The sequence below is a fragment of the Sphingomicrobium aquimarinum genome (genome assembly GCF_039655735.1).
Lineage (GTDB): Bacteria > Pseudomonadota > Alphaproteobacteria > Sphingomonadales > Sphingomonadaceae > Sphingomicrobium > Sphingomicrobium aquimarinum.
The window spans coordinates 948,382-969,102 of sequence record NZ_JBBYXH010000002.1 but is presented as its reverse complement, the minus strand read 5'-3'; the positions used below and the strand labels follow the sequence as shown (position 1 = coordinate 969,102).

Below are 20,721 nucleotides of genomic sequence, written 5' to 3'. Positions count from 1 at the left end.
CCAATGCTGCGGATCTTCGTCGCGGCCGCCGTCCTGTTCTGGGCGTCGGCCGCGACGGCGCATCCCGCGCCCGACACGAAGCGCGTGGCGCTGACTTTCGACGACATTCCGCGGCAGGCCGGCGCGTTCTTCACGCCCGACGAGCGCACCGATAGGCTCATTGCCGCGCTCGACGAGGCGGGCGTCGAGCAGGCCGCATTCTTCGTGAACCCCGGTCGCCTCGCCACCACGGACGGCGCGGGCGGCGAGGCGCGGATCAGTGCGTATGTCGAAGCGGGCCATGTCCTCGCCAACCACAGCTTCAGCCACCCGCATCTCAACACGACGAGCGCCGAAGACTATCTCGCCGACATCGACCGCGCATCCGCCTGGCTCGAGGGTCGCCCCGGCACCCGACCGTGGTTCCGCCTCCCCTACCTCGACGAAGGTGGCAGCGACAAAGCCAAGCGCGATGCAGTGCGCGGAGGGCTCGCCGAGCGCGGCCTCATGAACGGTTACGTCACCGTCCAGCCCCCGCTCTCGCCCATCTGGATGTCGCTCTGGATGATGGACCGAGTGTTTGAGACGCGCGTCGTCAGGTCGGACGACTGAGGCATCGAAATCGTGGCCGAAGCATTGATGCGCTCATGAAGACATTCCTTTTCCCGGTAGCGCTGCTTCTCTCGCTTGCCGCCTGCGACACCTCCGACAGCGATGTTGAGACGCAATCCGACCCGACAAACGACGCCGTCGAAAATTCGGGTGTTAGTGAGGGCGATGCGGACGCCTCCTCTGAAGCGCGCGCCGAGCCCGGCACCATGCCGCTCGCGATGCGCGGTACCTATGCCGAAGCCGCGGTCGGCGACCCCGATCCGTCGGGTCAGGCGTGCGACCCCGCTTATGCCTTCGACAAGGTCATCACCATCCGCGAGGACGGTTATTCGCTGTTCGAGACGGGCGGGCGGATCGTCGAGGTCGATACCCAGAGTCGCAACTCGATCTTCGCGACTTTCGACACCACTTATGCCGACACGCCCACAAGCGCACGCGAGCGTTTCGCGGTCAGCGACGAAGGGCGGACCTTGCGGCGCAGCATCGTCGGCGGCGCCAACGACGGGACGATCCGCTATCGCCGCTGTCCCGATGCTTAGGGTCGCGCCTTTCGCCCTGCTTGCGCTCGCCGCCTGCACCGAATTGCCGGGGGAAGACGAGGGCGGCACGCTCGGTTACGACGAGCCCGCGGAGATCGCCCCGAGCGACACGCGTGGGGGCGATACGATCCGCTACGGCGTGACCGCTGCGGACTGCGACGCCGACAACCGCTACATGACCGAATTCGTCGAGATCTCCGATGCCGGCCTCACCGATCGCGGGACGAGCCATGCCGTGACCGACCGCGAGGGCGACCGCCTGACGCTGGCGAACGGCGAAACCATCCTGCTTGACGAGGACGCGCTCGTTCGCTGGCCCGACGAACCCGCGCAAGCGACGGTTTACCGCCGCTGCGACTAGGCCCCCCTTCCCTTGCCGCCGCTGCGCCGCTAGTCCCGCCGCCATGAACCAGTTCGACCTGACAGACGACCAGCGCCAGATCTTCGAAATGGCGCAGAAATTCACCGCCGACGAGATCACGCCGCACGCCGCCAAGTGGGACGAAGAGCATATCTTCCCCAAGGACACGATCCGGCAGGCGGCCGAATTGGGCTTCGGCTCGATCTACGTCTCCGAGGAATCGGGGGGCATCGGATTGGGGCGTCTCGAAGCCGCCCTGATCATGGAAGCGATGGCCTATGGCTGCCCCTCCACCAGTGCCTTCATCTCGATCCACAACATGGCTGCCTGGATGATCGACCGCTTCGGCGACGATGCGCTCAAGGAGAAGTATCTCCCCAGCCTCATCGGCATGGAGCGAATGGCGAGCTATTGTCTGACCGAGCCTTCCTCGGGCTCCGATGCCGCCGCCTTGAAGACCAAGGCCGTGCTTGAGGGCGACCATTATATCGTCTCGGGTTCCAAGGCCTTCATCTCCGGCGCGGGCGAAAACGAGGTCTATGTCGTCATGACCCGCACGGGCGAGGCGGGCCCCAAGGGCATCACCGCGCTCGTCATCGAAAAGGACATGGAAGGCGTCAGCTTCGGCGCCAACGAGAAGAAGCTGGGCTGGCACTCGCAGCCCACTCGCCAGGTCAATCTCGACAATGTCCGCGTGCCCGTTTCCAATCGCCTCGGCGCTGAGGGCGAGGGTTTCCGCATCGCCATGATGGGCCTCGACGGCGGCCGTCTCAATATCGGTGCCTGTTCCTTGGGCGGTGCGCAGCGTTGTCTCGACGAGGCGGTCGCCTACACGAAGGAACGTGTCCAGTTCGGCAAGGCCATCGCCGACTTCCAGAACACGCAGTTCGTGCTCGCCGACATGGAAACCGAACTTCAGGCGGCGCGCCAGCTGCTCTACGCCGCCGCTGTGAAGGTGACCGAGAACGCTCCGGACAAGACCCGCTTCGCCGCCATGGCCAAGCGTCTGGCGACCGACACGGGGTCGAGCGTCGTCGACCGCGCGCTCCAGCTCCATGGCGGTTACGGCTACTTGCAGGACTATCCGATCGAACGGTTCTGGCGCGACCTTCGCGTCCACTCGATCCTCGAGGGCACCAACCAGATCATGCGCATGATCGTCAGCCGCGACATGTTGAGACAGTGATGCGTCTGGACATGACCACCCTGGTCGTCCCCGACTACGACCGCGCCATCGCCTTCTTCACCGGTCCGCTCGGCCTTGGGCTTCTCGAGGACAAGGACATGGGCGAGGGCAAGCGCTGGGTCGTCGTCGGCAGCGAGACGGGCGGCAAGCTGCTTCTTGCCAAGGCCACCAAGCCCGCACAGCAAGCCGCCATCGGCAACCAGACCGGAGGCCGTGTCGGCTGGTTCGTCCATTGCGACGATTTCGCCGCCGCCCACGACCGGCTGACCGGCGCAGGCGTCGCCTTCGTCGAAGAACCCCGCCAAGAGACCTACGGCACCGTCGCCGTTTTCGAGGATCCCTACGGCAACCGCTGGGACCTCATCGAACCAAAAGAAGTATCATGACCGACCAGATCATCGCCCGCCGCGAGGGCCGCCTCGGCATCCTCTCGCTCAACCGTCCCGAAGCCATCCATGCGCTGACGCAGGAAATGTGCGAGGCGATGAGCGCCTGTCTCATCGAATGGCAGGACGATAGCGACATCGACGCCGTCATGATCGACCATGCCTCGGGGCGCGGTTTCTGCGCCGGCGGGGACGTCGTCGCGCTTTACAAGTCCGGCAAGTCGGACGGGAAGGAAGCGGCCGCCTTCTTCCACGCCGAATATCGGCTCAACCATCTCCTTTTCACCTACGCCAAACCCGTCGTCGCGATCATGGACGGCATCACCATGGGCGGCGGCGTGGGCATCTCGCTTCCCTGCACCTACCGCGTCGCGACCGAGAATACGCGGCTCGCCATGCCCGAAACGGGGATCGGCCTGTTCCCGGACGTCGGCGGCGGCTATTATCTCTCGCGGCTCAACGGGCATGTCGGCGAATTCATGGCGTTGACGGGCGCGCGTCTCGACGGGGCCGAATGCCATTATCTCGGCCTCGCAACGCATTATGTCGCGAGCGCCGATCTGGAGGATTTGAAGGAACGTCTGGTCGCCGCCCCGGCGCGGATGCAGGGCGCGCTCGGCAATGCCTCGTCCACACCGCCGCCCGCGCGGATCGAGGACAATCTCGGTCTCATCGCCAAGCACTTCAGCCACGATAGCGTCGAGGCGATCTGCGAAAGCCTCGAGAATGGCGAAAGCGACTGGGCTTCGGCCGAGCGCGACACGATCGGCACCAAGTCGCCGCTTTCGCTCAAGGTCTCGCTGCGCCTCGTCCGCGACGGCGCGGGGCGCGAGGATTTTGCCGACGAGATGCAGCATGAATATGCGTTGGCGAGCAGGGTCGTGCGCACCCACGATTTCATCGAGGGCGTGCGCGCGCTGCTGGTCGACAAGGACAACGAGCCCAAGTTCGATCCGCCCACGCCCGCCGAGGTGCCGCAGGCGATGGTCGATGACCTTTTCGCTCCGCTCCCCCAAAACCAACAATGGACGCCGCATCCGGAGGCCCAGCAATGAGCTACGAAACCATCCTCGTCGAACAGCGTGACGCCGTCACGCTCGTCACGTTGAACCGCCCGAAGGCGCTGAACGCGTTGAACAGCCAGGTGCTGTCCGAATTGCAGGACGCATTCGCGGCATACGACGCCGACGACAGCCAGCGCTGCCTCGTCCTCACCGGTAGCGAAAAGGCGTTCGCGGCGGGCGCCGACATCAAGGAGATGCAGGACCAGTCCTTCGCAGACATGTATCGCTCAGACTTCTTCAAGGGCTGGGAGCAGGTCACCCGCACCCGCAAGCCGTGGATCGCCGCGGTAGCGGGCTTCGCCTTGGGCGGCGGCTGCGAGGTCGCGATGATGGCCGACTTCATCATCGCCGCCGACAGCGCCAAGTTCGGCCAGCCCGAGATCAAGCTGGGCGTCACCCCCGGCATGGGCGGCAGCCAGCGCCTGACCCACGCCATCGGCAAGGCCAAGGCGATGCACATGTGCCTGACGGGCGAGATGATGGGCGCAGACGAAGCCCTGTCCTCGGGCCTCGTTGCCAAGGTCCTCCCCGCCGACAGCATGCTCGACGAAGCGCTGAAGACCGCCGCCACCATCGCGGGCATGGCCCCCCTCGCCGCGATGGCGAACAAGGAAATGGTCAACGCCGCCTACGAGATGACGCTCGCCGAAGGCATCAACTTCGAACGCCGCCTCTTCCACGGCCTCTTCGGCACCGAAGACCAGAGCGAAGGCATGAAGGCGTTCGTCGAGAAACGCCCGGGGAACTGGAAGGCGCGGTGAGCCGGGCTTCTGAAATCGAGTATAAGTCGCGCCTAGACGCGGAATTGCGCGGCGTCGGCCTTCACACGGCGTCGACGTATGGCGTCCAAGTCGGGTTTAATGAGAACGGAAATACTGAAGCGTGGTGGCTTCACAATCTCAAACCTAACGAAGCTGCAGATACGGGACGATCGAAGGCATATCTACGAACGTATCGCTGGCTCGCAAGTGACAGCAAAATTTGGGCGGTCGGTTTACCCTTGCGGAAGAAGAGGGTTTGGCTTGATCGATCCGTCATGAAGCGGCTGCTCGACCAAAATTTCGTCGAGTTCGTCGAAGGCAAACCTTCTTACTTCGTCATTACTCCAAAGGGCGAAGATTGGATTGGAGATATTTGATGGCAAAGATCGCATTCATCGGATTGGGGAACATGGGCGGCGGGATGGCCGCGAATCTTGCCAAGGCGGGGCATGAGGTCATGGCGTTCGACCTTTCCGACGACGCGCTCGCCAAGGCGCGCGACAATGGCTGCACGCCCGTCAGCGATGCGGTCGCGGCGGTCACGGGCGCCGAAGCGATCGTCACCATGCTTCCTGCGGGCAAGCATGTCTCGAGCGTCTATGCCGAGAGCGTCATTCCCAATGCCGACAAGCATGCGATCCTGATCGACTGCTCGACCATCGACGTCGCCACCGCGCGCCAAGTCGCAAGCCGAGCTGCCGACGCGGGCCTCGCGATGGTCGACGCTCCTGTTTCGGGCGGCATCGCGGCGGCGGATGCGGGGACGCTCACCTTCATGGTCGGCGGCACCGAAGAGGCGTTCGGCAAGGCGCAGCCGATCCTCGACAAGATGGGCAAGGCCGTGATCCACGCGGGGGACGCGGGCGCCGGACAGGCCGCCAAGATCTGTAACAACATGCTCCTGGGCGCCACCATGGCCGCCACCGCGGAGACCTTTGCGCTGGCCGAGAAGCTCGGCCTCGACCTTCAGACCTTCTACGACATTTCCTCGCAGGCCTCGGGTCAGAGCTGGTCGATGACGAGTTATTGCCCCGTCCCCGGCGTCGGCCCCGAAACCCCCGCCGACCGCGACTATGCGGGCGGGTTCGCCGCCGCGCTGATGCTCAAGGACCTCAAGCTTGCGATGGACGCCGCCAAGGCTTCCGGCGCCTATACCCCGATGGGCGGCGAGGCGGAGGAATTGTACGAGCGTTTCGTCGACATCGGCGGCGGACCGAAGGATTTCTCCGCCATCATTAAGATGATCGACGACAGCTGGAAGGGCGACAAGCAGGGTTGATCGGCGGGGCCCCCCGCCCCACATCGTCTTCATGCTGATCCAGACCGAAAAGACGCCCAACCCCTCCACCCGCAAGTTCCTGCCGGGTCGCACCGTCATGGAATCGGGAGGGCGCGATTTTCCGACACCGGAGAGCGCCGAGATCAGTCCGCTGGCCGAGGCGATCTTTGCGACGGGAATGGTCGACGGCGTCTATTTCGGGCGTGATTTCGTATCGGTGAGCGCGGCGCCGACGATCGAGTGGATCGACCTCGAACCCGAGGTGCTGCAGATCCTGATGGATCATTTCCTCACCGAGAGCCCATTGTTCAAGCCCGGCAGCGCGGCCGACATCCATGTCGCGCCCGCTGAGGAATTCGCGGTCGAGGAAGATCCCGCCGACGAGGACATCATCGCGCAGATCAAGGAATTGATCGAAACCCGCGTGCGCCCCGCGGTAGCGCAGGATGGCGGGGATATCGTCTATCGCGGCTACAAGTCGGGCCACGTTTATCTCGCGCTGCAGGGCGCCTGCGCAGGCTGCCCGTCGAGCACCATCACATTGAAGAACGGCATCGAGGGACTGATCAAGCATTATGTTCCCGAGGTGACGAGCGTCGAAGCGATCTGACGACGCGCCTCGCCGCGCGTAGCCTTGCCTTTTCATGAAAAGCGTGTCGTGCTGACGACTCGGCGTCCCATGGCGTCAACAAAGGGAAAAGCGATAGCGGCATGATCCTGGCCATCGAAACCTCGACCGGCATGTGTTCAGCAGCGTTGATCGACGGCGATGTCCTCGTCGACACGCGCGAGGAACGGCTGGGTCGTGGTCACGCCGAACGACTGGTTCCGCTGATCGACGACCTTCTCGACGACCGCATTCCCGCGCGTATCCTGGTATCGGTTGGCCCCGGGAGCTTCACGGGCATCCGCGTCGGTATCGCTGCGGCGCAGGGGCTCTCGATCGGCTGGCAGGTGCCGCTGCACGGTTTCTCCTCGCTCGCCGTGATCGCGGCAACCGCGCTCGCCGAGCGGGAGGTCGAGGGCGTGACCGCTGTCATGCAGGGCGGCCACGGCGAAGTGTTCGTGCAGGGCTTCGATGCCAAGGGCCATCCGTCGGGCGCAGCGCAAAGTCTGCCGCCCGAACACGCCGCCCGCGACCATGACCGCCCGCTGCTCGCCGGCCCCGCCGCACAGGCGCTCGCCGACGCAGGCGCCGGGGGCGAGGTCATGATTCTCGATCCCCTCGCGCGCAATGCCCGCCTGCTCGGTGAAAGCGCTGCACGGCTCGACCCCGCGCCGCTTTACGTGCGTCCACCCGACGCCAAGCCGAAAGCCGCCTGATGGCCACGCAGCCGCGCCCGCACGAGCTCCTGCTGGAACGTGGTTGTTTCGATGATCTCGACGACGTGATGCAGGTCATGGAGAGCGCCTTCGATCCCGCCTACGGCGAAGCCTGGAGCCGTTCGCAATGCGCAGGGATCCTGCCGATGCGCGGCGTCGTCCTCTGGCTTGCGCGTGATCCGAAGGGCCGCGCTCTGGGGTTCGCGCTCTGGCGCACGATCATCGACGACAGCGAACTGCTGCTGCTCGCGGTCGGGCCGAAGTCGCAAGGACAAGGCGTCGGCGCGGCATTGCTGGACCTGTTCATGGCACAAGCCCGAAGCGAAGGTGCCGCTCGACTGCATCTCGAAGTGCGCGACGGCAATCGCGCTGTCCAGTTCTACGAACGTGCGGGCTTTCGTCTTGCTGGTCGTCGATGCGATTACTATCGCAGCGCGGGCGATACGCGACACGACGCGCTGACTTACAGCCTTTACATCGACCCGACTGGCTCTTAATCGGCAGCACATCGTTCGTTTCGGGCGGGACTTTCGCAATCCCGCCAGGAAACGAAGTCCTCTAGCTCGGAAACAGAAGAAATATGGAAGACGAAGATTTCCGCGACGACACGCTCGTCGCTCTGACCGCCGAAATCGTCTCGGCGCATCTTTCCAACAACCTCGTCGCGGTCGGCGACGTGCCCCAGCTCATCGAGAATGTGCATGGGGCGCTCGACAAGTTGCACAAGGGCGGTCAGGAAAAGCAGGAAGAACTGAAGCCCGCCGTTTCGGTGCGCGCCTCGATCAAGCCCGACTATATCGTCTGCCTCGAGGACGGGAAGAAGTTGAAGATGCTCAAGCGTCACCTGATGACGCATTACAACATGACCCCCGATGAATATCGGCAGAAATGGAATCTTCCTGCCGACTATCCGATGGTCGCCCCCAATTACGCGCAGCAGCGGCGCGAGCTTGCCAAGAAGATCGGTCTCGGCACCAAGGCGAAGCGCGGCAAGCGCAAGTAAAACCAGTGTCCTATCAGAAAGGGGCAGCGGCGCTCAGGCGTGCCGCGGCCCCTTTCCTTGTGCGCTCCCAATCGCTACCGCATCGCCCATGCATCGCAAGATCGACATCGAAGCCGTCTGCGCCGAAAAAGGGCTGCGCATCACCGAGCAGCGCCGCATCATCGCCAAGGTGCTGAGCGAGAGCGAGGATCATCCCGACGTGGAGATGCTCCACGAGCGCGCGTCCGCCGTCGACAGCAACATCTCGATCGCCACCGTCTACCGCACCGTGCGGCTGTTCGAGGAAGCGGGCATTCTGGAACGTCATGAATTCGGCGATGGACGTTCGCGCTACGAGGCCGCGTCCGATGCGCACCACGATCACCTCATCGATGTGGAAAGCGGCGAGGTCGTCGAGTTCGTCGACGACGAACTGGAAGAATTGCAGAAGCGGATCGCCGAGAAGCTCGGCTACCGCCTCGTCGACCATCGCATGGAGCTTTATGGAGTCGCCATCGACCGCGACAAGGATCGTTGATAGCGGCCTGATCGGCCTTCGGGTCGCTCTCCTCGGCCTCGCTCTCCTCCTCATCGCGCCCCTGCACATCGTCTTTCGCGCCGTCACCGGACGGGGCGGCATCGCGCGCTTCTTCCTGCGCGTTGCCGGCTGGATCCTGGGCGTGCGCACGACGCGGATCGGGGCGCACCCGGGTCACCGCACGCTCATCCTCGCCAATCATGTCAGTTGGCTCGACATCCTGGTGATGGGAGGATCGATGGGCTGTGCGTTCGTCTCCAAGGCCGAAGTGCAGAACCACTGGCTCATCAAGTGGCTCGCCGACCAGCGCGAGACGCTCTACATCGACCGGCAGGCGCGGCGCGAGGTGGATGCGCAGATCGCGGCAGTGCGACGTCGCTTCGACCATTATCTGCCGCTGTGCCTGTTCCCCGAAGGCACGACCAACGACGGCACGGCGCTCAAGCCCTTCCGCTCGCCGCTGCTCAAGGCGGTCACGCCTGCGCCCGAGGGTGCCAGGCTCGTCCCCGTCGCGCTCGACTATGAAGACGCGGCCGACATCGCCTGGTTCGACGGGGAGCCCGGTACCGACAATGCGCGCAAGATCCTCACACGTCGCCGCCCAATCGACGTGACGATCCATATTCTCGAACCGATCGCGCTGGTCGAGGATCGCAAGGCGATGGCGAACGAGGCGCGCAGGCGCATCGCGGCGGCGCTGGAGTTGGACCTTGGTGCGTCTTCGCCTAAAGGCGAGGCATGACCGACCCCAAAACCTTCCGAATCAAGAGCTTCGGCTGTCAGATGAACGTCTATGACGGCGAGCGCATGGGCGAATTGCTGAGCGACAAGGGCATGCGCGCTGCGAGTGACGGGGAGGATGCCGACCTCGTCGTGCTCAACACGTGCCACATTCGCGAAAAGGCGGCAGAAAAAGCCTATTCGGACGTCGGGCGTCTTGCGAAGGGCGAGAAGAAACCGATGGTCGCGCTGGCGGGGTGCGTGGCGCAGGCCGAAGGCGGCGAGGCGCAGCGGCGCAGTGCGCATATCGACATCGTCGTCGGCCCGCAGGCTTATCATCGCCTGCCCGAGCTCGTCGCGGGTGCGTCGCGGGGCGAGCGGCCGGTCGATACCGACATGCCCGCCATCTCCAAGTTCGACGCGATGCCCAAGCGGCGCCGCGTGGGGCCGAGCGCCTTCCTGACGGTGGCGGAAGGCTGCGACAAATTCTGCACCTATTGCGTCGTGCCTTATACCCGCGGCGCGGAGATCAGCCGGCCGTGGGGCGATATCGTCGACGAGGCGCTCGCGCTGGTCGATGGCGGCGCCAAGGAAATCACGCTCCTGGGGCAGAATGTCTCGGCATGGAGCGGCGAGGACGACAAGGGCCGCGCGGGCGGGCTCGAACTGCTCATTCGCCGCCTCGCCAGGATCGATGGCCTGAAACGCATCCGCTACACCACCTCGCACCCCGCCGACATGGACGAGGGGCTGATCGCCGCGCATGGCGAAGAACCCAAGCTGATGCCCTATCTGCACCTGCCCGTGCAGGCGGGCAGCGACCGCATTCTCAAGGCGATGAACCGCCACCATACAGTCGAGAGCTATCTGAAGCTCGTCGAACGCTTTCGCGCGGCGCGGCCCGACCTTGCCATTTCGGGCGACTTCATCGTCGGCTTCCCCGGCGAGACGGACGCCGAGTTCGAAGAGACGCTGCAGGTCGTGCGCGATGCCCGTTACGCCTCTGCCTACAGCTTCAAATATTCGCCCCGCCCCGGCACGCCCGCCGCCGAGATGGACGGGCAGGTCGCGACGGAAGTGATGGACGAGCGGCTACAGCGCTTGCAGGCGCTGCTCGGCGAACAGAGCCTCGCCTTCAATCGCTCCAAGATCGGGACACGGATGGAAGTGCTGATCGAGCGCAAGGGCAAGCGCGACGGACAGATGATCGGCAAGTCGCCCTGGCTCCAGTCGGTCTTCGCCGAGACGAACGCGCAGATCGGTGATCTTTTGACCATGGACATTGCGGGCGCTTTGCCCAACAGTCTGCATGGAATCACGAGCCCCAAGGAGGCCGCCGCTTAATGGCCAAACGCGACGCTGTCGCCACCGCACCGCAGGATCGAGCACGGCTCGAACTGGAATTCGACCAGCCCTTCCTGCTCGGCCCCCTGTTCGGCGAATATGACCGCCATCTCGTTATCATCGAGGATCGCCTGGGCGTGAATATCGCCGCGCGCGGCAACAAGGTCATGGTCGAGGGCGAGGCGGACGCCGCCGCTCGCGCGCGCGAAGTGCTGCTCGGCCTCTACGAGCGATTGGACCAGGGCCAGGACGTGGATTCCGAGGCGGTCGAGGCCATCATCGGCATGGCCAACCAGCCGCAGCTTGCGGGGATCGTCCATAACGAGGTCAAGGACCCGCCGCGCGTGATGATCCGCACGCGCAAGAAAACGATCGCGCCGCGCTCGGCGACGCAGACCGAATATATGCACGCGCTGGCCAAGTCGGACATGATCTTCGCACTTGGACCCGCGGGCACGGGCAAGACCTATCTCGCCGTCGCGCAGGCGGTGAGCATGCTCATCACGGGCACGGTCGAGCGGCTCATTCTCTCGCGCCCCGCCGTCGAAGCAGGCGAGCGGCTGGGCTTCCTTCCCGGCGACATGAAGGAGAAGGTCGATCCGTATCTTCGTCCGCTCTACGACGCGCTCTACGACATGCTCCCCGCCGAGCAGGTCGAGCGGCGCATCGCCAGCGGAGAGATCGAGATCGCGCCCATCGCGTTCATGCGCGGTCGCACGCTCAATGATGCTTTCATCATCCTCGATGAAGGCCAGAACACCACCCCCGCGCAGATGAAGATGTTCCTGACCCGCTTCGGGATGCGCAGCCGCATGGTCATCTGCGGCGACCCGATGCAGGTCGATCTTCCCGACCAGACCGGCTCGGGCCTCGCCGACGCCGTGGGCAAATTGGAAGGCGTCGATGGCATCGCCACCGTACGCTTCACCGCCGCCGACGTCGTGCGTCACCCGCTCGTCGGACGCATCGTCGAGGCCTACGAGGGCCCCGGCCGATGAGCCTGTCCGTCATGATCGAGGCCGACGGGGAGTGGGAGAGTAGCGGCGCGTCGTTGGACGCGATCGCCGAGCCCGCGCTTGCCGCCGCCGTCGCGGAAAGTGCCTTCCCGCACCTGACCGAGGGCCGCCGCGAGGTGGAAGTCAGCCTCGCCTTCCTCGGCGATGACGCGATCCACGCGCTCAATCGCGAATGGCGGGGCAAGGACAAGCCCACCAACGTGCTGAGCTTTCCGATGGTCGATGCCGTCGAGTTGGCTGCCGAAGACGGCCCGCCGATGCTCTTGGGAGACATCGCGCTCGCTTACGGTGTCTGCACCCGCGAGGCGGCCGAAAAGCATATTTCGCTGGAGCAACATGCGCGTCACCTTGTTGTCCACGGCATGTTGCACCTACTCGGCTACGATCATCAGGATGATGGCAGCGCCACCGACATGGAAGCGCGCGAAACGCGAGCCATGGCGCGCCTCGGCCTACCCGACCCCTATGGAGACATGAACTGATGGCCACGCGGCCCGACGAAGGCTCACGGATCTGGCGCGGGATGCGCGCTCTTTTGTTCGGCGACGAGGCCGACCAGAGCCTGCGCGACCAGATCGAGGAAGCGATCGACGAGGCGGACGCAGAGCCCGCCAAGGTGGGCGACCTTTCGCAGCACGAGCGGATCATGCTTCGCAACCTGCTGCATTTCGGCGACCGGACGGCGGGCGACATCTGCGTGCCCCGCGCCGATATCATCTCGGTCAGCCAGAACAGCGATTTCGAAAGCATCGTCGCGGAATTCGCAGAGGCCGAGCATAGCCGCCTCCCGGTCGTGGGCGACGGGCTCGACCAGATCGTCGGGATGATCCACATAAAAGACCTGTTCGCAGCAAAGGTCGGCCAGAAACCGCGCACGATCGAGGCGATCATGCGCGACCCCCTGTTCGTGCCGACCAGCATGGGGGTCATCGATATTCTCGCCTCGATGCGTACCCAGCGCGTGCACCTCGCGGTCGTCGTCGACGAGTTCGGCGGGACCGAGGGAATCGTCACGATCGAGGATGTCGTCGAGGAGATCGTCGGCGAGATCGAGGACGAGCATGACGAGGAGCAGGTCGCACAGCTCGCGATGCTCGACGAGGGCGTCTGGGAAGCCGACGCGCGCGTCGAGATGGACGAGGTGCTCGACCGCGTCGATCCCGCGCTGGCGTGGGAGGAAGACGAGGTCGATACCTTGGGCGGGCTCGCGTTCCTGCTTGCCGGACGGATCATGGAACCCGGCCAGTCGGTCGAACATCCCTCGGGCTGGCGGATCGAATGTATCGAGGCCGATGCCAAACGCATGACGCGCCTGCGCCTCCACCGCCCCGAACCGACCGCGCCCGAGCCCGACGACGGCTGACATGGACAGGCTGAAGGCCCTCGCGGCAAATGCGAAAGTGGCGCCATGGATGGCGCTCGCGCTGGGCCTGGTCTCGGCGCTGGGCTTCAAACCGCTGGGGATCTGGCCGCTGACGTTGCTCGCGTTCACGGGCCTCCTGTTCCTGATCCAATCTGCGCGCACATGGCGGCTGGCGACCTTCAACGGCTGGATGTTCGGGGTCGGCCAGTTCGTTCTCGGGCTCAATTGGATCGCGACCGCTTTCACCTATCAGGCCAAGATGCCCGCATGGCTCGGCTGGGTCGCGGTGGTACTCTTGTCGCTCTACCTCGCCGTCTACCCCGCGATCGCGGCGCTGGTCGCCAAGCTGCTCGCGCGACGCGCTGCGGTGGCGCTGCCGCTGGGATTGGCGGCGGGCTGGATCCTCGGCGAATGGCTGCGCAGCTTCGTTTTCACCGGCTTTGCCTGGAATCCGGTCGGCGTCGTGCTGGTCGATACGCCACTCCGGCATCTGACCGTCTGGGTCGGGACCTATGCGCTTTCGGGCATTGCCGCGTTGCTGGGAGGCACCGTCTTCTGGCTCGCCCACTTGCGCTGGCGTCCGGCCTTCCTGACGGCAGCAGCGATCATCCTCGCCCTCCTTGTCCCGCGCCCCCAGGTCATCTTCAACGACGGGCTCACCACCTTCGACGTGCAAGCTGCTGGCCCTCCACCTGCAAATGGTCCGGTTGATGGCGACGGCAATCCGATCCCGACGCCGCCAACCTTGCCGCCGACCGAGCCCGAAACTGCGCCGGCGCCCTACCCGCCGCCGCCGCCGCCGGCGGCGTCACCGGCGCAATCCCGGTCCGTATCGCTCCCCGCGATCATCCGCATCGTCCAGCCCAATATCGATCAATCCGACAAGTGGCGCCCCGGGTTCGACCGAATCGCCGCCGACCGGCTCACGGCGCTCGGTTTCGGCCTCGAAGAAAGCGATATCCCCGCAACGATCGTCTTCTGGCCCGAGGCTGCGGTGACCAAGCCGCTCTACGACGAGCGCGCTCAATACGGCGGGAATACGGCAGTCGAGCGGGTGCGCGCCGCGCGTGGCATGGCGGACTTCCAGACGCTGGTGACCGGCGGTGTCGGCATCAAGAGCACCGATGGCCGAACGATCGACACGGCGATCAACAGCGTCTTCGTGCTGACGCCCGAAGCCAGCCTTGCGGCCCGCTACGACAAGGCGCATCTGGTCCCTTACGGCGAATATCTGCCGATGCGGTGGCTCCTCGAACCGCTCGGCCTCTCGCGTCTCGCGCCCGGAAATCTCGACTTCGACCCCGGCCCCGGCCCCGACACCATCCCGCTGCGCCGGACAGCCAAGCGGATGGGCGTGCAGATCTGTTACGAGATCATCTTCTCGGGCAGGGTCGTCGATGCGGACGACCGGCCCGATTTCATCTTCAATCCTTCGAACGATGCCTGGTTCGGCGCCTGGGGTCCGCCCCAGCATCTGGCACAGGCGCGGCTTCGTGCGACCGAGGAGGGGCTTCCCGTCATTCGCTCGACTCCGACCGGGATCAGCGCGCAGATCGCCGCCGATGGCAGCGTCACCGCGCGGATCGGCATGGGCGAGGCCGGGATCATCGACCAGCCGCTCCAGTCGCCGGTCGACGGCGGAACGCTGTTCTCGCGATTTGGGAATGTCCTCGCCCTTGCCATCGCCCTCATTCTGGCCGCGCTATCCGTTGCCCTATCGCGGCGCGAGCGTTAGACCTTCCCGCCAACCCGCCCTCCGGCGCGACGAACAATCGACAGGACCCCATGCGCAAAACCTATCTCTTCACCTCGGAAAGCGTCTCCGAGGGCCATCCCGACAAGGTTTCTGACCAGATTTCCGACGCCATCGTCGACCTGATGCTCGCCAAGGACCCCGAGGCGCGTGTCGCCTGCGAGACGATGACGACCACCCAGCGCGTCATCCTGTCGGGCGAGATCCGCTGCGCGTCGATGTATGACATGAACAATGCCGACTGGGCCGAGAATGGCGGATGGGCGCCCGGCGCTCGCGACGAGATCGAACAGGCGGTCCGCCGCACCGTGCGCGAGATCGGCTACGAGCAGGATGGCTTCCACTGGGAAAGCCTTACCTTCGAGAACCATCTGCACGGCCAGTCGGTGGAAATCGCGATGGGCGTCGATGCGGGAGCGGACGGCTCGAACAAGGACGAAGGCGCGGGCGACCAGGGCATCATGTTCGGCTTTGCCTGCGACGAGACGCCCGACTATATGCCCGCGACCCTCGACTACAGCCACAAGATCCTCGAGCGGCTCGCCGCGGATCGCAAGTCGGGCAAGGCGAGCTTCCTCGAGCCCGATGCCAAAAGCCAGCTGACGCTGCGCTACGAAGACGGAAAGCCCGTTGCCTGCACGGCCATCGTCGTCTCGACCCAGCACGCGAAGGGCTATCATGAGGGGGAGAAGGAAGCCGAGTTGAAGCGCTACGTGCGCGGGGTCGTGACCGACGTGCTGCCCGAAGGCTGGCTGTCGGACGAGACCGTCTGGCACATCAACCCGACCGGGGCCTTCGAGATCGGCGGCCCGGACGGGGACGCGGGCCTCACCGGTCGCAAGATCATCGTCGATACCTATGGCGGCGCGGCGCCGCACGGTGGCGGTGCGTTCAGCGGCAAGGATCCCACCAAGGTCGACCGCTCTGCCGCCTATATCGCGCGTTACCTGGCCAAGAATATCGTCGCGGGCGGCTTCGCCCGGCGCTGCACGATCCAGCTCGCCTATGCGATCGGTGTGAGCGAACCCTTGTCGCTCTACGTCGATACCGACGGAACGGGCACGGTTGCGGACGACAAGCTCGAGCAGGCGATCGGATCGATCAAACGACTGGGCGGGCTGACGCCGCGCGGCATTCGCACGGTCCTGGGGCTCAACAAGCCGATCTACGAGAAGAGCGCCGCCTATGGCCATTTCGGCCGCACCGCGGAGGGCGACCTGTTTCCGTGGGAGCGCACCGACCTCATCGAGGACCTGAAGGCCGCGCTCGACGGCTGAGACGTCAGCAGCCCGCGAGGGAGGCTTCGGTCATGACGCTGAGGCCCTTGGACAGGCGCATGCCGATCACGCGGTCGCGGCCGAGATCCTTGGCACGATAGAGTGCGCGATCGGCCAGCCGCATGGCTTCGGGCAAGGTGGCGCCATCGGTACGGACATAGAAGCCGACCGACGCGGTCGGGCGATAGCCTGCCAGTGGTCCGTCGAAGCCGATCGACCGGATGGCGTCCAGCGCGGTGCAGGCGAGCCGCTCGACCCGTTCCTTGTGCGCCTGATCGACGAACAGGACGAATTCCTCGCCGCCGACGCGAAAGAGATGACCCGATTGGCCCACCGCGTCGGAAAGCGCCCGTGCGACGGCCTCGAGCACGCGGTCGCCGCCCGCGTGACCATAGCTGTCGTTGACCTGTTTGAAATTATCCATGTCGAGCGCGACCACGCCGCCGCAGCGCCACTTCCGCTGCGCTTCGTCGTCGATGAGCCGGTCGAGACCCCGCCGGTTGCCGAGCGAGGTCAGCGGATCAATCACGCTTTGCCGCGCATGGAGAAGGACAGCGTCCATCCCGATCGACACCAGCAGCGCAAGCCCCGACAGGAACCCGAACACCGCCGAGGTGAGGTGGAAAACGACATTGTAGAAATCGTTGAAGAAGCGCCCGGCGCTGTCCTCCTGCACTGTAAGGCCGAAGAGGAAGAAGCGTACGAGATAGGATAAGGCCCCGAACGCGAGCACGATCATCGCCACGCGGTCGAAAACGGTCGGATGCCCCGCGCGTGCAAGCCGCACGACCGTCGCACCTGTCAGCAGGGTCGCGCCCATCTGGACGGACGACACCCGAACGCTTTCGGGCGGGTCGAATCCGAGCAGGGGGATGAACACCACGGGGATGATCAGGGTGAACAGGGCGATCCGCGGCAATTCCAGGTTCCGACGCGCGAGAAAGGCGTTGGAAAGCGCGAGGAGCGTGACGAAATGGAGCGCCAGCGCCAGCCACCGCATCCATTCCGCCTCGGGCTGGCGCAGCACGTCGACCGTGGCGCCGGTCGCCGCGGCGAGAAAGGCGGTCGCACCCCAGGCCGCGGTCGGATTGGGTCGGCGCACCACGGCAAGCCCGGCGAAGATCGCCGCGAGCATGACGAAGAGACCCGGCACGAGCAGCAGGAACACGAAGGAATCGACCATGGATCGCTCTCCTTATCGTGATTCGGCAGGAATGCCATTGCCATTGCGGTCCGAAACGGCGCAAGTGCGCCGCCCGATTGAAGATACCCGGAGGATCGCCTAGAGGCGCGCCCCATGACCTCGACAGGCAAAGGCGATCCGACCACGCTCAACCGGCTTTACGGCCGATCAAGCACACGCAAGTTGCGTCGCGCGCAGCAGGGACTGGTGGAAACCTTGTTGCCACAGATCGCGGTCCCCGAGGACGGCCCGCTGACCGCGACGCGGCTGTTCGGCGAGGATCGACCGCTTCATTTCGAGATCGGCTTCGGCGGCGGCGAGCATCTCGCCTATCGCGCGGACCTGTTGCCCGACCACGGCTTCATCGCCTGCGAGCCCTTTCTCAACGGGGTCGCGCAGGCGCTCACCCATGTGCGCGACAATGTGCTCGCCAACGTGCGCATCGAGATGGGCGATGCGCTGCCGGTGCTGGAGCGCGTGCCCGACGGTTCGTTGAGCTTCGTCTATCTGCTCCATCCCGATCCCTGGCCCAAGGCGCGCCACGCCAAGCGGCGGATGATGAACGACGGGCCGTTGGACATGATCGCGGCCAAGCTGAAGCCCGGTGGGGAATTCCGCCTCGCGACCGATCATCCGGTCTATCTCGCCTGGAGCCTCATGGTCATGCAGCGCGAGAGGCACCGCGCCGCGTTCGACTGGCTATGCGAGGATGCGAGCGGCTTTCTGGAAAAGCCCGGCGGGTGGATCGACACGCGCTATGCCGCCAAGGCTTTGCGCGAAGGGCGACGCCCCTATTATCTGCGGTATCGGCGGCGCTAACCGCGACAGCGGACCCAGCGTTTCGTCTCGCCCTGCGTGAGGGTACCGTCGAAGCTGTTGGTCGCATCGTTCCAGCGCGCCTCGATCCGCGCGAGCAACGTCGTGCGTTCGGCGTCGGTGAGATCGACCAGCAATTTCTCGCGATCCATCCACGACTGCGCCACTTCGACCTTCTGCCACGCGGTATCGCCCGTTTGCGCGCTCGCCCACATGCCGGTCGCAACCGGCGCATGGCCCAAGCCGAGGCTGATGCGAGTCGCCTCGCCCGAGGCGGTTTCGCAGACCAGCTCGCCCGTCGCATGGGCGGGAGCGGCGGCAAGGACGACCGGCGCGAGAAAAAGGAACCCTGTTTTCATCCGGATGCGATAGGCAGCGGGGAATGAACGGCGACTGACCCTTCCGCTCGGCGCGATGCGTGCCTAGCTTGGACGCCATGACCATCAGCGACAATGTCCTCGACGCCATCGGCAACACTCCGCTCATCAAGCTACAGCGCGCTTCGGAAGAAACCGGCTGCACCATCCTCGGCAAGGCCGAATGGATGAATCCGGGCCAGTCGGTGAAGGATCGCGCGGCCAAGAGCCTCGTACTCGACGCGATCGACAAGGGCCGGATCGCCAAAGGCGGCACGATCGTCGATGGCACGGCAGGCAATACCGGCATCGGCCTCACCATGGTCGGCAACGCACTCGGCATGAAGACGGTCATCGTCATCCCCGAAACGCAGACCGACGAGAAGAAGGACACGCTACGGATGCTCGGCGCGCAGCTCGTCGAAGTGCCGGCGGTGCCCTACAGGAATCCCAACAACTACGTGAAGATCGCGGGCCGGCTCGCCGAAAAACTGGCAGCGGAATTGGGCGAAGGCGCCATGTTTGCCGACCAGTTCGACAACAAGGCCAACCGGCAGGCGCATATCGACAGCACCGCGCCCGAAATCTGGGAGCAGACGGACGGCAAGGTCGACGGTTTCGTCTGCGCGGTCGGCACGGGCGGCACGCTCGCAGGGGTCGCAATGGCGCTGCGCGATCGCCGCCGCGACATCCAGATCGGTATCGTCGATCCGCCGGGCGCGGCGCTCTACAATTATTTCACCAGCGGCGAACTGTCGGCGGAAGGCTCGTCGATCACCGAAGGCATCGGCCAAGGCCGCATCACCGGCAATCTCGAGGGACTGGAAGTCGATCACGCCTTCCGCGTCGAGGATCAGGAGAGTCTCGATACCGCCTTCGCGATGCTCGAACATGAAGGTCTCAGCCTCGGCCTGTCATCGGGCATCAACGTCGCAGGCGCCATCCGCATGGCGAAGGAGATGGGTCCCGGCCACACGATCGTGACGATCCTGTGCGACCCGGCATCGCGCTACCAGTCGCGCATGTTCAACCCCGCCTTCCTGCGCGAGAAGGGCCTCCGCGTCCCCGCGTTCCTCGAGCGAACTCACGAAATCGACGTGCCCTTCGAACCGGTCACCGACTGACGCCTTGCGATGGGGCGAGCGCTCCCCATCTGTCTCCTCGAACGATCATCCAAAAGGAGACCCTCATGACGCTTTCGATCGGTAGCACCGCGCCCGACTTCACCGCCCAGACGACGCAGGGCGAACTGTCCTTCCACGACTGGATCGGCGAAGGCTATGCCGTGCTCTTCTCGCACCCCAAGGCCTTCACCCCCGTCTGCACGACCGAACTCGGCTATATGGCCGGCCTCGGCGAGGAATTCTCCAAGCGCAACACCAAGATCCTCGCACTGTCGGTCGATAGCGTCGAGGACAACAAGAACTGGTCGCCCGACATCGAGGAAGTCTCGGGCAACAGCGTCGACTATCCGATCATCGGCGATGAAAATCTCGAGGTCGCGAAGAAGTACAACATGCTTCCCGCCGACGAGAGCGGCACCGCCGAGGGGCGGACCGCGGCCAACAATGCCACCGTGCGCACGGTCTACATCATCGGCCCCGACAAAAAGATCCGCGCCATGCTGCTCTACCCGATGAGCTCGGGGCGCAACTTCGATGAAGTGCTGCGCCTGCTCGACTCGATCCAGCTGACCGAGAACAAGGGCGTTGTGACGCCGGTGAACTGGAAGCAGGGCGATGACTGCATCATCCCGCCGACGCTGTCGGACGAGGATGCGCGCGCCAAGTTCGGCGACTTCAAGACCGAAAAGCCCTATCTGCGCCGCATCCCGCAGCCGCAGTAGGTCTCGGTCCAGTTTCGCGAATAGGGGCGGCGCCATT

Annotated in this window: 26 protein-coding genes; 24 read left to right on the top strand and 2 right to left on the bottom strand. The window is 65.0% G+C overall.

Annotation, left to right across the window (positions count from 1 at the left end; all coding sequences use genetic code 11):
* Window positions 1-3: 3 nt before the first annotated feature.
* The 21 genes from WJS89_RS11090 (at window position 4) to metK (ending at window position 16,483) form a co-directional block, all read left to right on the top strand.
* Window positions 4-591, top strand: coding sequence for a polysaccharide deacetylase family protein (locus WJS89_RS11090; protein ID WP_346340999.1), 588 nt, complete (start codon window positions 4-6; stop codon window positions 589-591).
* A 35-nt stretch (window positions 592-626) separates the two neighbouring features.
* Entirely contained in the window at window positions 627-1,130 is a 504-nt protein-coding gene (locus tag WJS89_RS11085) for a hypothetical protein (RefSeq protein WP_346340998.1), read from the top strand.
* Entirely contained in the window at window positions 1,123-1,491 is a 369-nt protein-coding gene (locus WJS89_RS11080; protein WP_346340997.1) for a hypothetical protein, read from the top strand. Before WJS89_RS11085 ends, WJS89_RS11080 begins: the two co-directional genes overlap by 8 nt.
* 43 nt (window positions 1,492-1,534) lie before the next feature.
* The gene (locus WJS89_RS11075) at window positions 1,535-2,677 is read left to right on the top strand and encodes an acyl-CoA dehydrogenase family protein (protein ID WP_346340996.1); all 1,143 of its coding nucleotides are present in this window, start codon (window positions 1,535-1,537) and stop codon (window positions 2,675-2,677) included.
* 11 nt (window positions 2,678-2,688) lie between these two features.
* Window positions 2,689-3,063 (top strand): VOC family protein, encoded by a 375-nt coding sequence (locus tag WJS89_RS11070; RefSeq protein ID WP_431994011.1) that lies wholly within the window; start codon window positions 2,689-2,691, stop codon window positions 3,061-3,063.
* Entirely contained in the window at window positions 3,060-4,118 is a 1,059-nt protein-coding gene (locus WJS89_RS11065) for an enoyl-CoA hydratase/isomerase family protein (RefSeq protein ID WP_346340994.1), read from the top strand. Before WJS89_RS11070 ends, WJS89_RS11065 begins: the two co-directional genes overlap by 4 nt.
* Window positions 4,115-4,888, top strand: a complete 774-nt coding sequence (locus tag WJS89_RS11060; RefSeq protein ID WP_346340993.1) for an enoyl-CoA hydratase — start codon at window positions 4,115-4,117, stop codon at window positions 4,886-4,888. Before WJS89_RS11065 ends, WJS89_RS11060 begins: the two co-directional genes overlap by 4 nt.
* Window positions 4,885-5,265: a hypothetical protein gene (locus WJS89_RS11055; RefSeq protein WP_346340992.1), complete on the top strand. Its 381-nt coding sequence runs from the start codon at window positions 4,885-4,887 to the stop codon at window positions 5,263-5,265. Before WJS89_RS11060 ends, WJS89_RS11055 begins: the two co-directional genes overlap by 4 nt.
* Window positions 5,265-6,167, top strand: a complete 903-nt coding sequence (gene mmsB / locus WJS89_RS11050; RefSeq protein ID WP_346340991.1) for a 3-hydroxyisobutyrate dehydrogenase — start codon at window positions 5,265-5,267, stop codon at window positions 6,165-6,167. The genes WJS89_RS11055 and mmsB overlap by 1 nt, the downstream gene beginning before the upstream one ends.
* Window positions 6,168-6,198: 31 nt before the next feature.
* A complete protein-coding gene (locus tag WJS89_RS11045; protein ID WP_346340990.1) occupies window positions 6,199-6,777 on the top strand; it encodes a NifU family protein in 579 nt (192 codons plus the stop codon).
* Between the two features lie 101 nt (window positions 6,778-6,878).
* Complete coding sequence (gene tsaB / locus WJS89_RS11040; protein WP_346340989.1) at window positions 6,879-7,490, top strand: tRNA (adenosine(37)-N6)-threonylcarbamoyltransferase complex dimerization subunit type 1 TsaB; 612 nt, start codon at window positions 6,879-6,881, stop codon at window positions 7,488-7,490.
* Entirely contained in the window at window positions 7,490-7,987 is a 498-nt protein-coding gene (locus WJS89_RS11035; RefSeq protein ID WP_346340988.1) for a GNAT family N-acetyltransferase, read from the top strand. The genes tsaB and WJS89_RS11035 overlap by 1 nt, the downstream gene beginning before the upstream one ends.
* Before the next feature lie 83 nt (window positions 7,988-8,070).
* Window positions 8,071-8,493, top strand: a complete 423-nt coding sequence (locus tag WJS89_RS11030; RefSeq protein ID WP_346340987.1) for a Ros/MucR family transcriptional regulator — start codon at window positions 8,071-8,073, stop codon at window positions 8,491-8,493.
* Window positions 8,494-8,581: 88 nt separating this feature from the next.
* Window positions 8,582-9,010 carry a Fur family transcriptional regulator gene (locus WJS89_RS11025; RefSeq protein WP_346340986.1) on the top strand — a complete coding sequence of 143 codons (429 nt, stop codon included), beginning with the start codon at window positions 8,582-8,584 and terminating at the stop codon, window positions 9,008-9,010.
* Entirely contained in the window at window positions 8,976-9,752 is a 777-nt protein-coding gene (locus WJS89_RS11020; RefSeq protein ID WP_346340985.1) for a lysophospholipid acyltransferase family protein, read from the top strand. The genes WJS89_RS11025 and WJS89_RS11020 overlap by 35 nt, the downstream gene beginning before the upstream one ends.
* Entirely contained in the window at window positions 9,749-11,074 is a 1,326-nt protein-coding gene (gene miaB / locus WJS89_RS11015) for a tRNA (N6-isopentenyl adenosine(37)-C2)-methylthiotransferase MiaB (protein ID WP_346340984.1), read from the top strand. Before WJS89_RS11020 ends, miaB begins: the two co-directional genes overlap by 4 nt.
* On the top strand, window positions 11,074-12,072 hold the full coding sequence (locus tag WJS89_RS11010) for a PhoH family protein (protein WP_346340983.1): 999 nt from the start codon (window positions 11,074-11,076) through the stop codon (window positions 12,070-12,072). Before miaB ends, WJS89_RS11010 begins: the two co-directional genes overlap by 1 nt.
* On the top strand, window positions 12,069-12,572 hold the full coding sequence (gene ybeY / locus WJS89_RS11005; RefSeq protein WP_346340982.1) for an rRNA maturation RNase YbeY: 504 nt from the start codon (window positions 12,069-12,071) through the stop codon (window positions 12,570-12,572). The genes WJS89_RS11010 and ybeY overlap by 4 nt, the downstream gene beginning before the upstream one ends.
* Window positions 12,572-13,453 (top strand): hemolysin family protein, encoded by an 882-nt coding sequence (locus WJS89_RS11000; protein ID WP_346340981.1) that lies wholly within the window; start codon window positions 12,572-12,574, stop codon window positions 13,451-13,453. The genes ybeY and WJS89_RS11000 overlap by 1 nt, the downstream gene beginning before the upstream one ends.
* A gap of 1 nt (window position 13,454) precedes the next feature.
* Window positions 13,455-15,188 (top strand): apolipoprotein N-acyltransferase, encoded by a 1,734-nt coding sequence (lnt, locus tag WJS89_RS10995; protein ID WP_346340980.1) that lies wholly within the window; start codon window positions 13,455-13,457, stop codon window positions 15,186-15,188.
* A 50-nt stretch (window positions 15,189-15,238) separates the two neighbouring features.
* The gene (metK, locus tag WJS89_RS10990; RefSeq protein WP_346340979.1) at window positions 15,239-16,483 is read left to right on the top strand and encodes a methionine adenosyltransferase; all 1,245 of its coding nucleotides are present in this window, start codon (window positions 15,239-15,241) and stop codon (window positions 16,481-16,483) included.
* Between the two features lie 4 nt (window positions 16,484-16,487).
* On the opposite strand, the gene WJS89_RS10985 is transcribed toward metK, so the two are convergent.
* Window positions 16,488-17,666 carry a GGDEF domain-containing protein gene (locus tag WJS89_RS10985; protein ID WP_346340978.1) on the bottom strand — a complete coding sequence of 393 codons (1,179 nt, stop codon included), beginning with the start codon at window positions 17,664-17,666 and terminating at the stop codon, window positions 16,488-16,490.
* Window positions 17,667-17,780: 114 nt separating this feature from the next.
* On the opposite strand from WJS89_RS10985, the gene trmB reads away from it, so the two are divergent.
* Window positions 17,781-18,485, top strand: a complete 705-nt coding sequence (trmB, locus tag WJS89_RS10980; protein WP_346340977.1) for a tRNA (guanine(46)-N(7))-methyltransferase TrmB — start codon at window positions 17,781-17,783, stop codon at window positions 18,483-18,485.
* Here trmB and WJS89_RS10975 read toward each other — a convergent pair.
* A complete protein-coding gene (locus tag WJS89_RS10975) occupies window positions 18,482-18,841 on the bottom strand; it encodes a hypothetical protein (RefSeq protein WP_346340976.1) in 360 nt (119 codons plus the stop codon). The genes trmB and WJS89_RS10975 overlap by 4 nt on opposite strands.
* A gap of 77 nt (window positions 18,842-18,918) precedes the next feature.
* Here WJS89_RS10975 and WJS89_RS10970 point away from each other — a divergent pair, with 77 nt between their 5' ends.
* Both WJS89_RS10970 and WJS89_RS10965 read left to right on the top strand, forming a co-directional pair.
* Window positions 18,919-19,962 (top strand): cysteine synthase A, encoded by a 1,044-nt coding sequence (locus WJS89_RS10970; RefSeq protein ID WP_346340975.1) that lies wholly within the window; start codon window positions 18,919-18,921, stop codon window positions 19,960-19,962.
* A gap of 65 nt (window positions 19,963-20,027) precedes the next feature.
* Window positions 20,028-20,684 carry a peroxiredoxin gene (locus WJS89_RS10965; RefSeq protein WP_346340974.1) on the top strand — a complete coding sequence of 219 codons (657 nt, stop codon included), beginning with the start codon at window positions 20,028-20,030 and terminating at the stop codon, window positions 20,682-20,684.
* The last annotated feature ends 37 nt before the right edge of the window (window positions 20,685-20,721 follow it).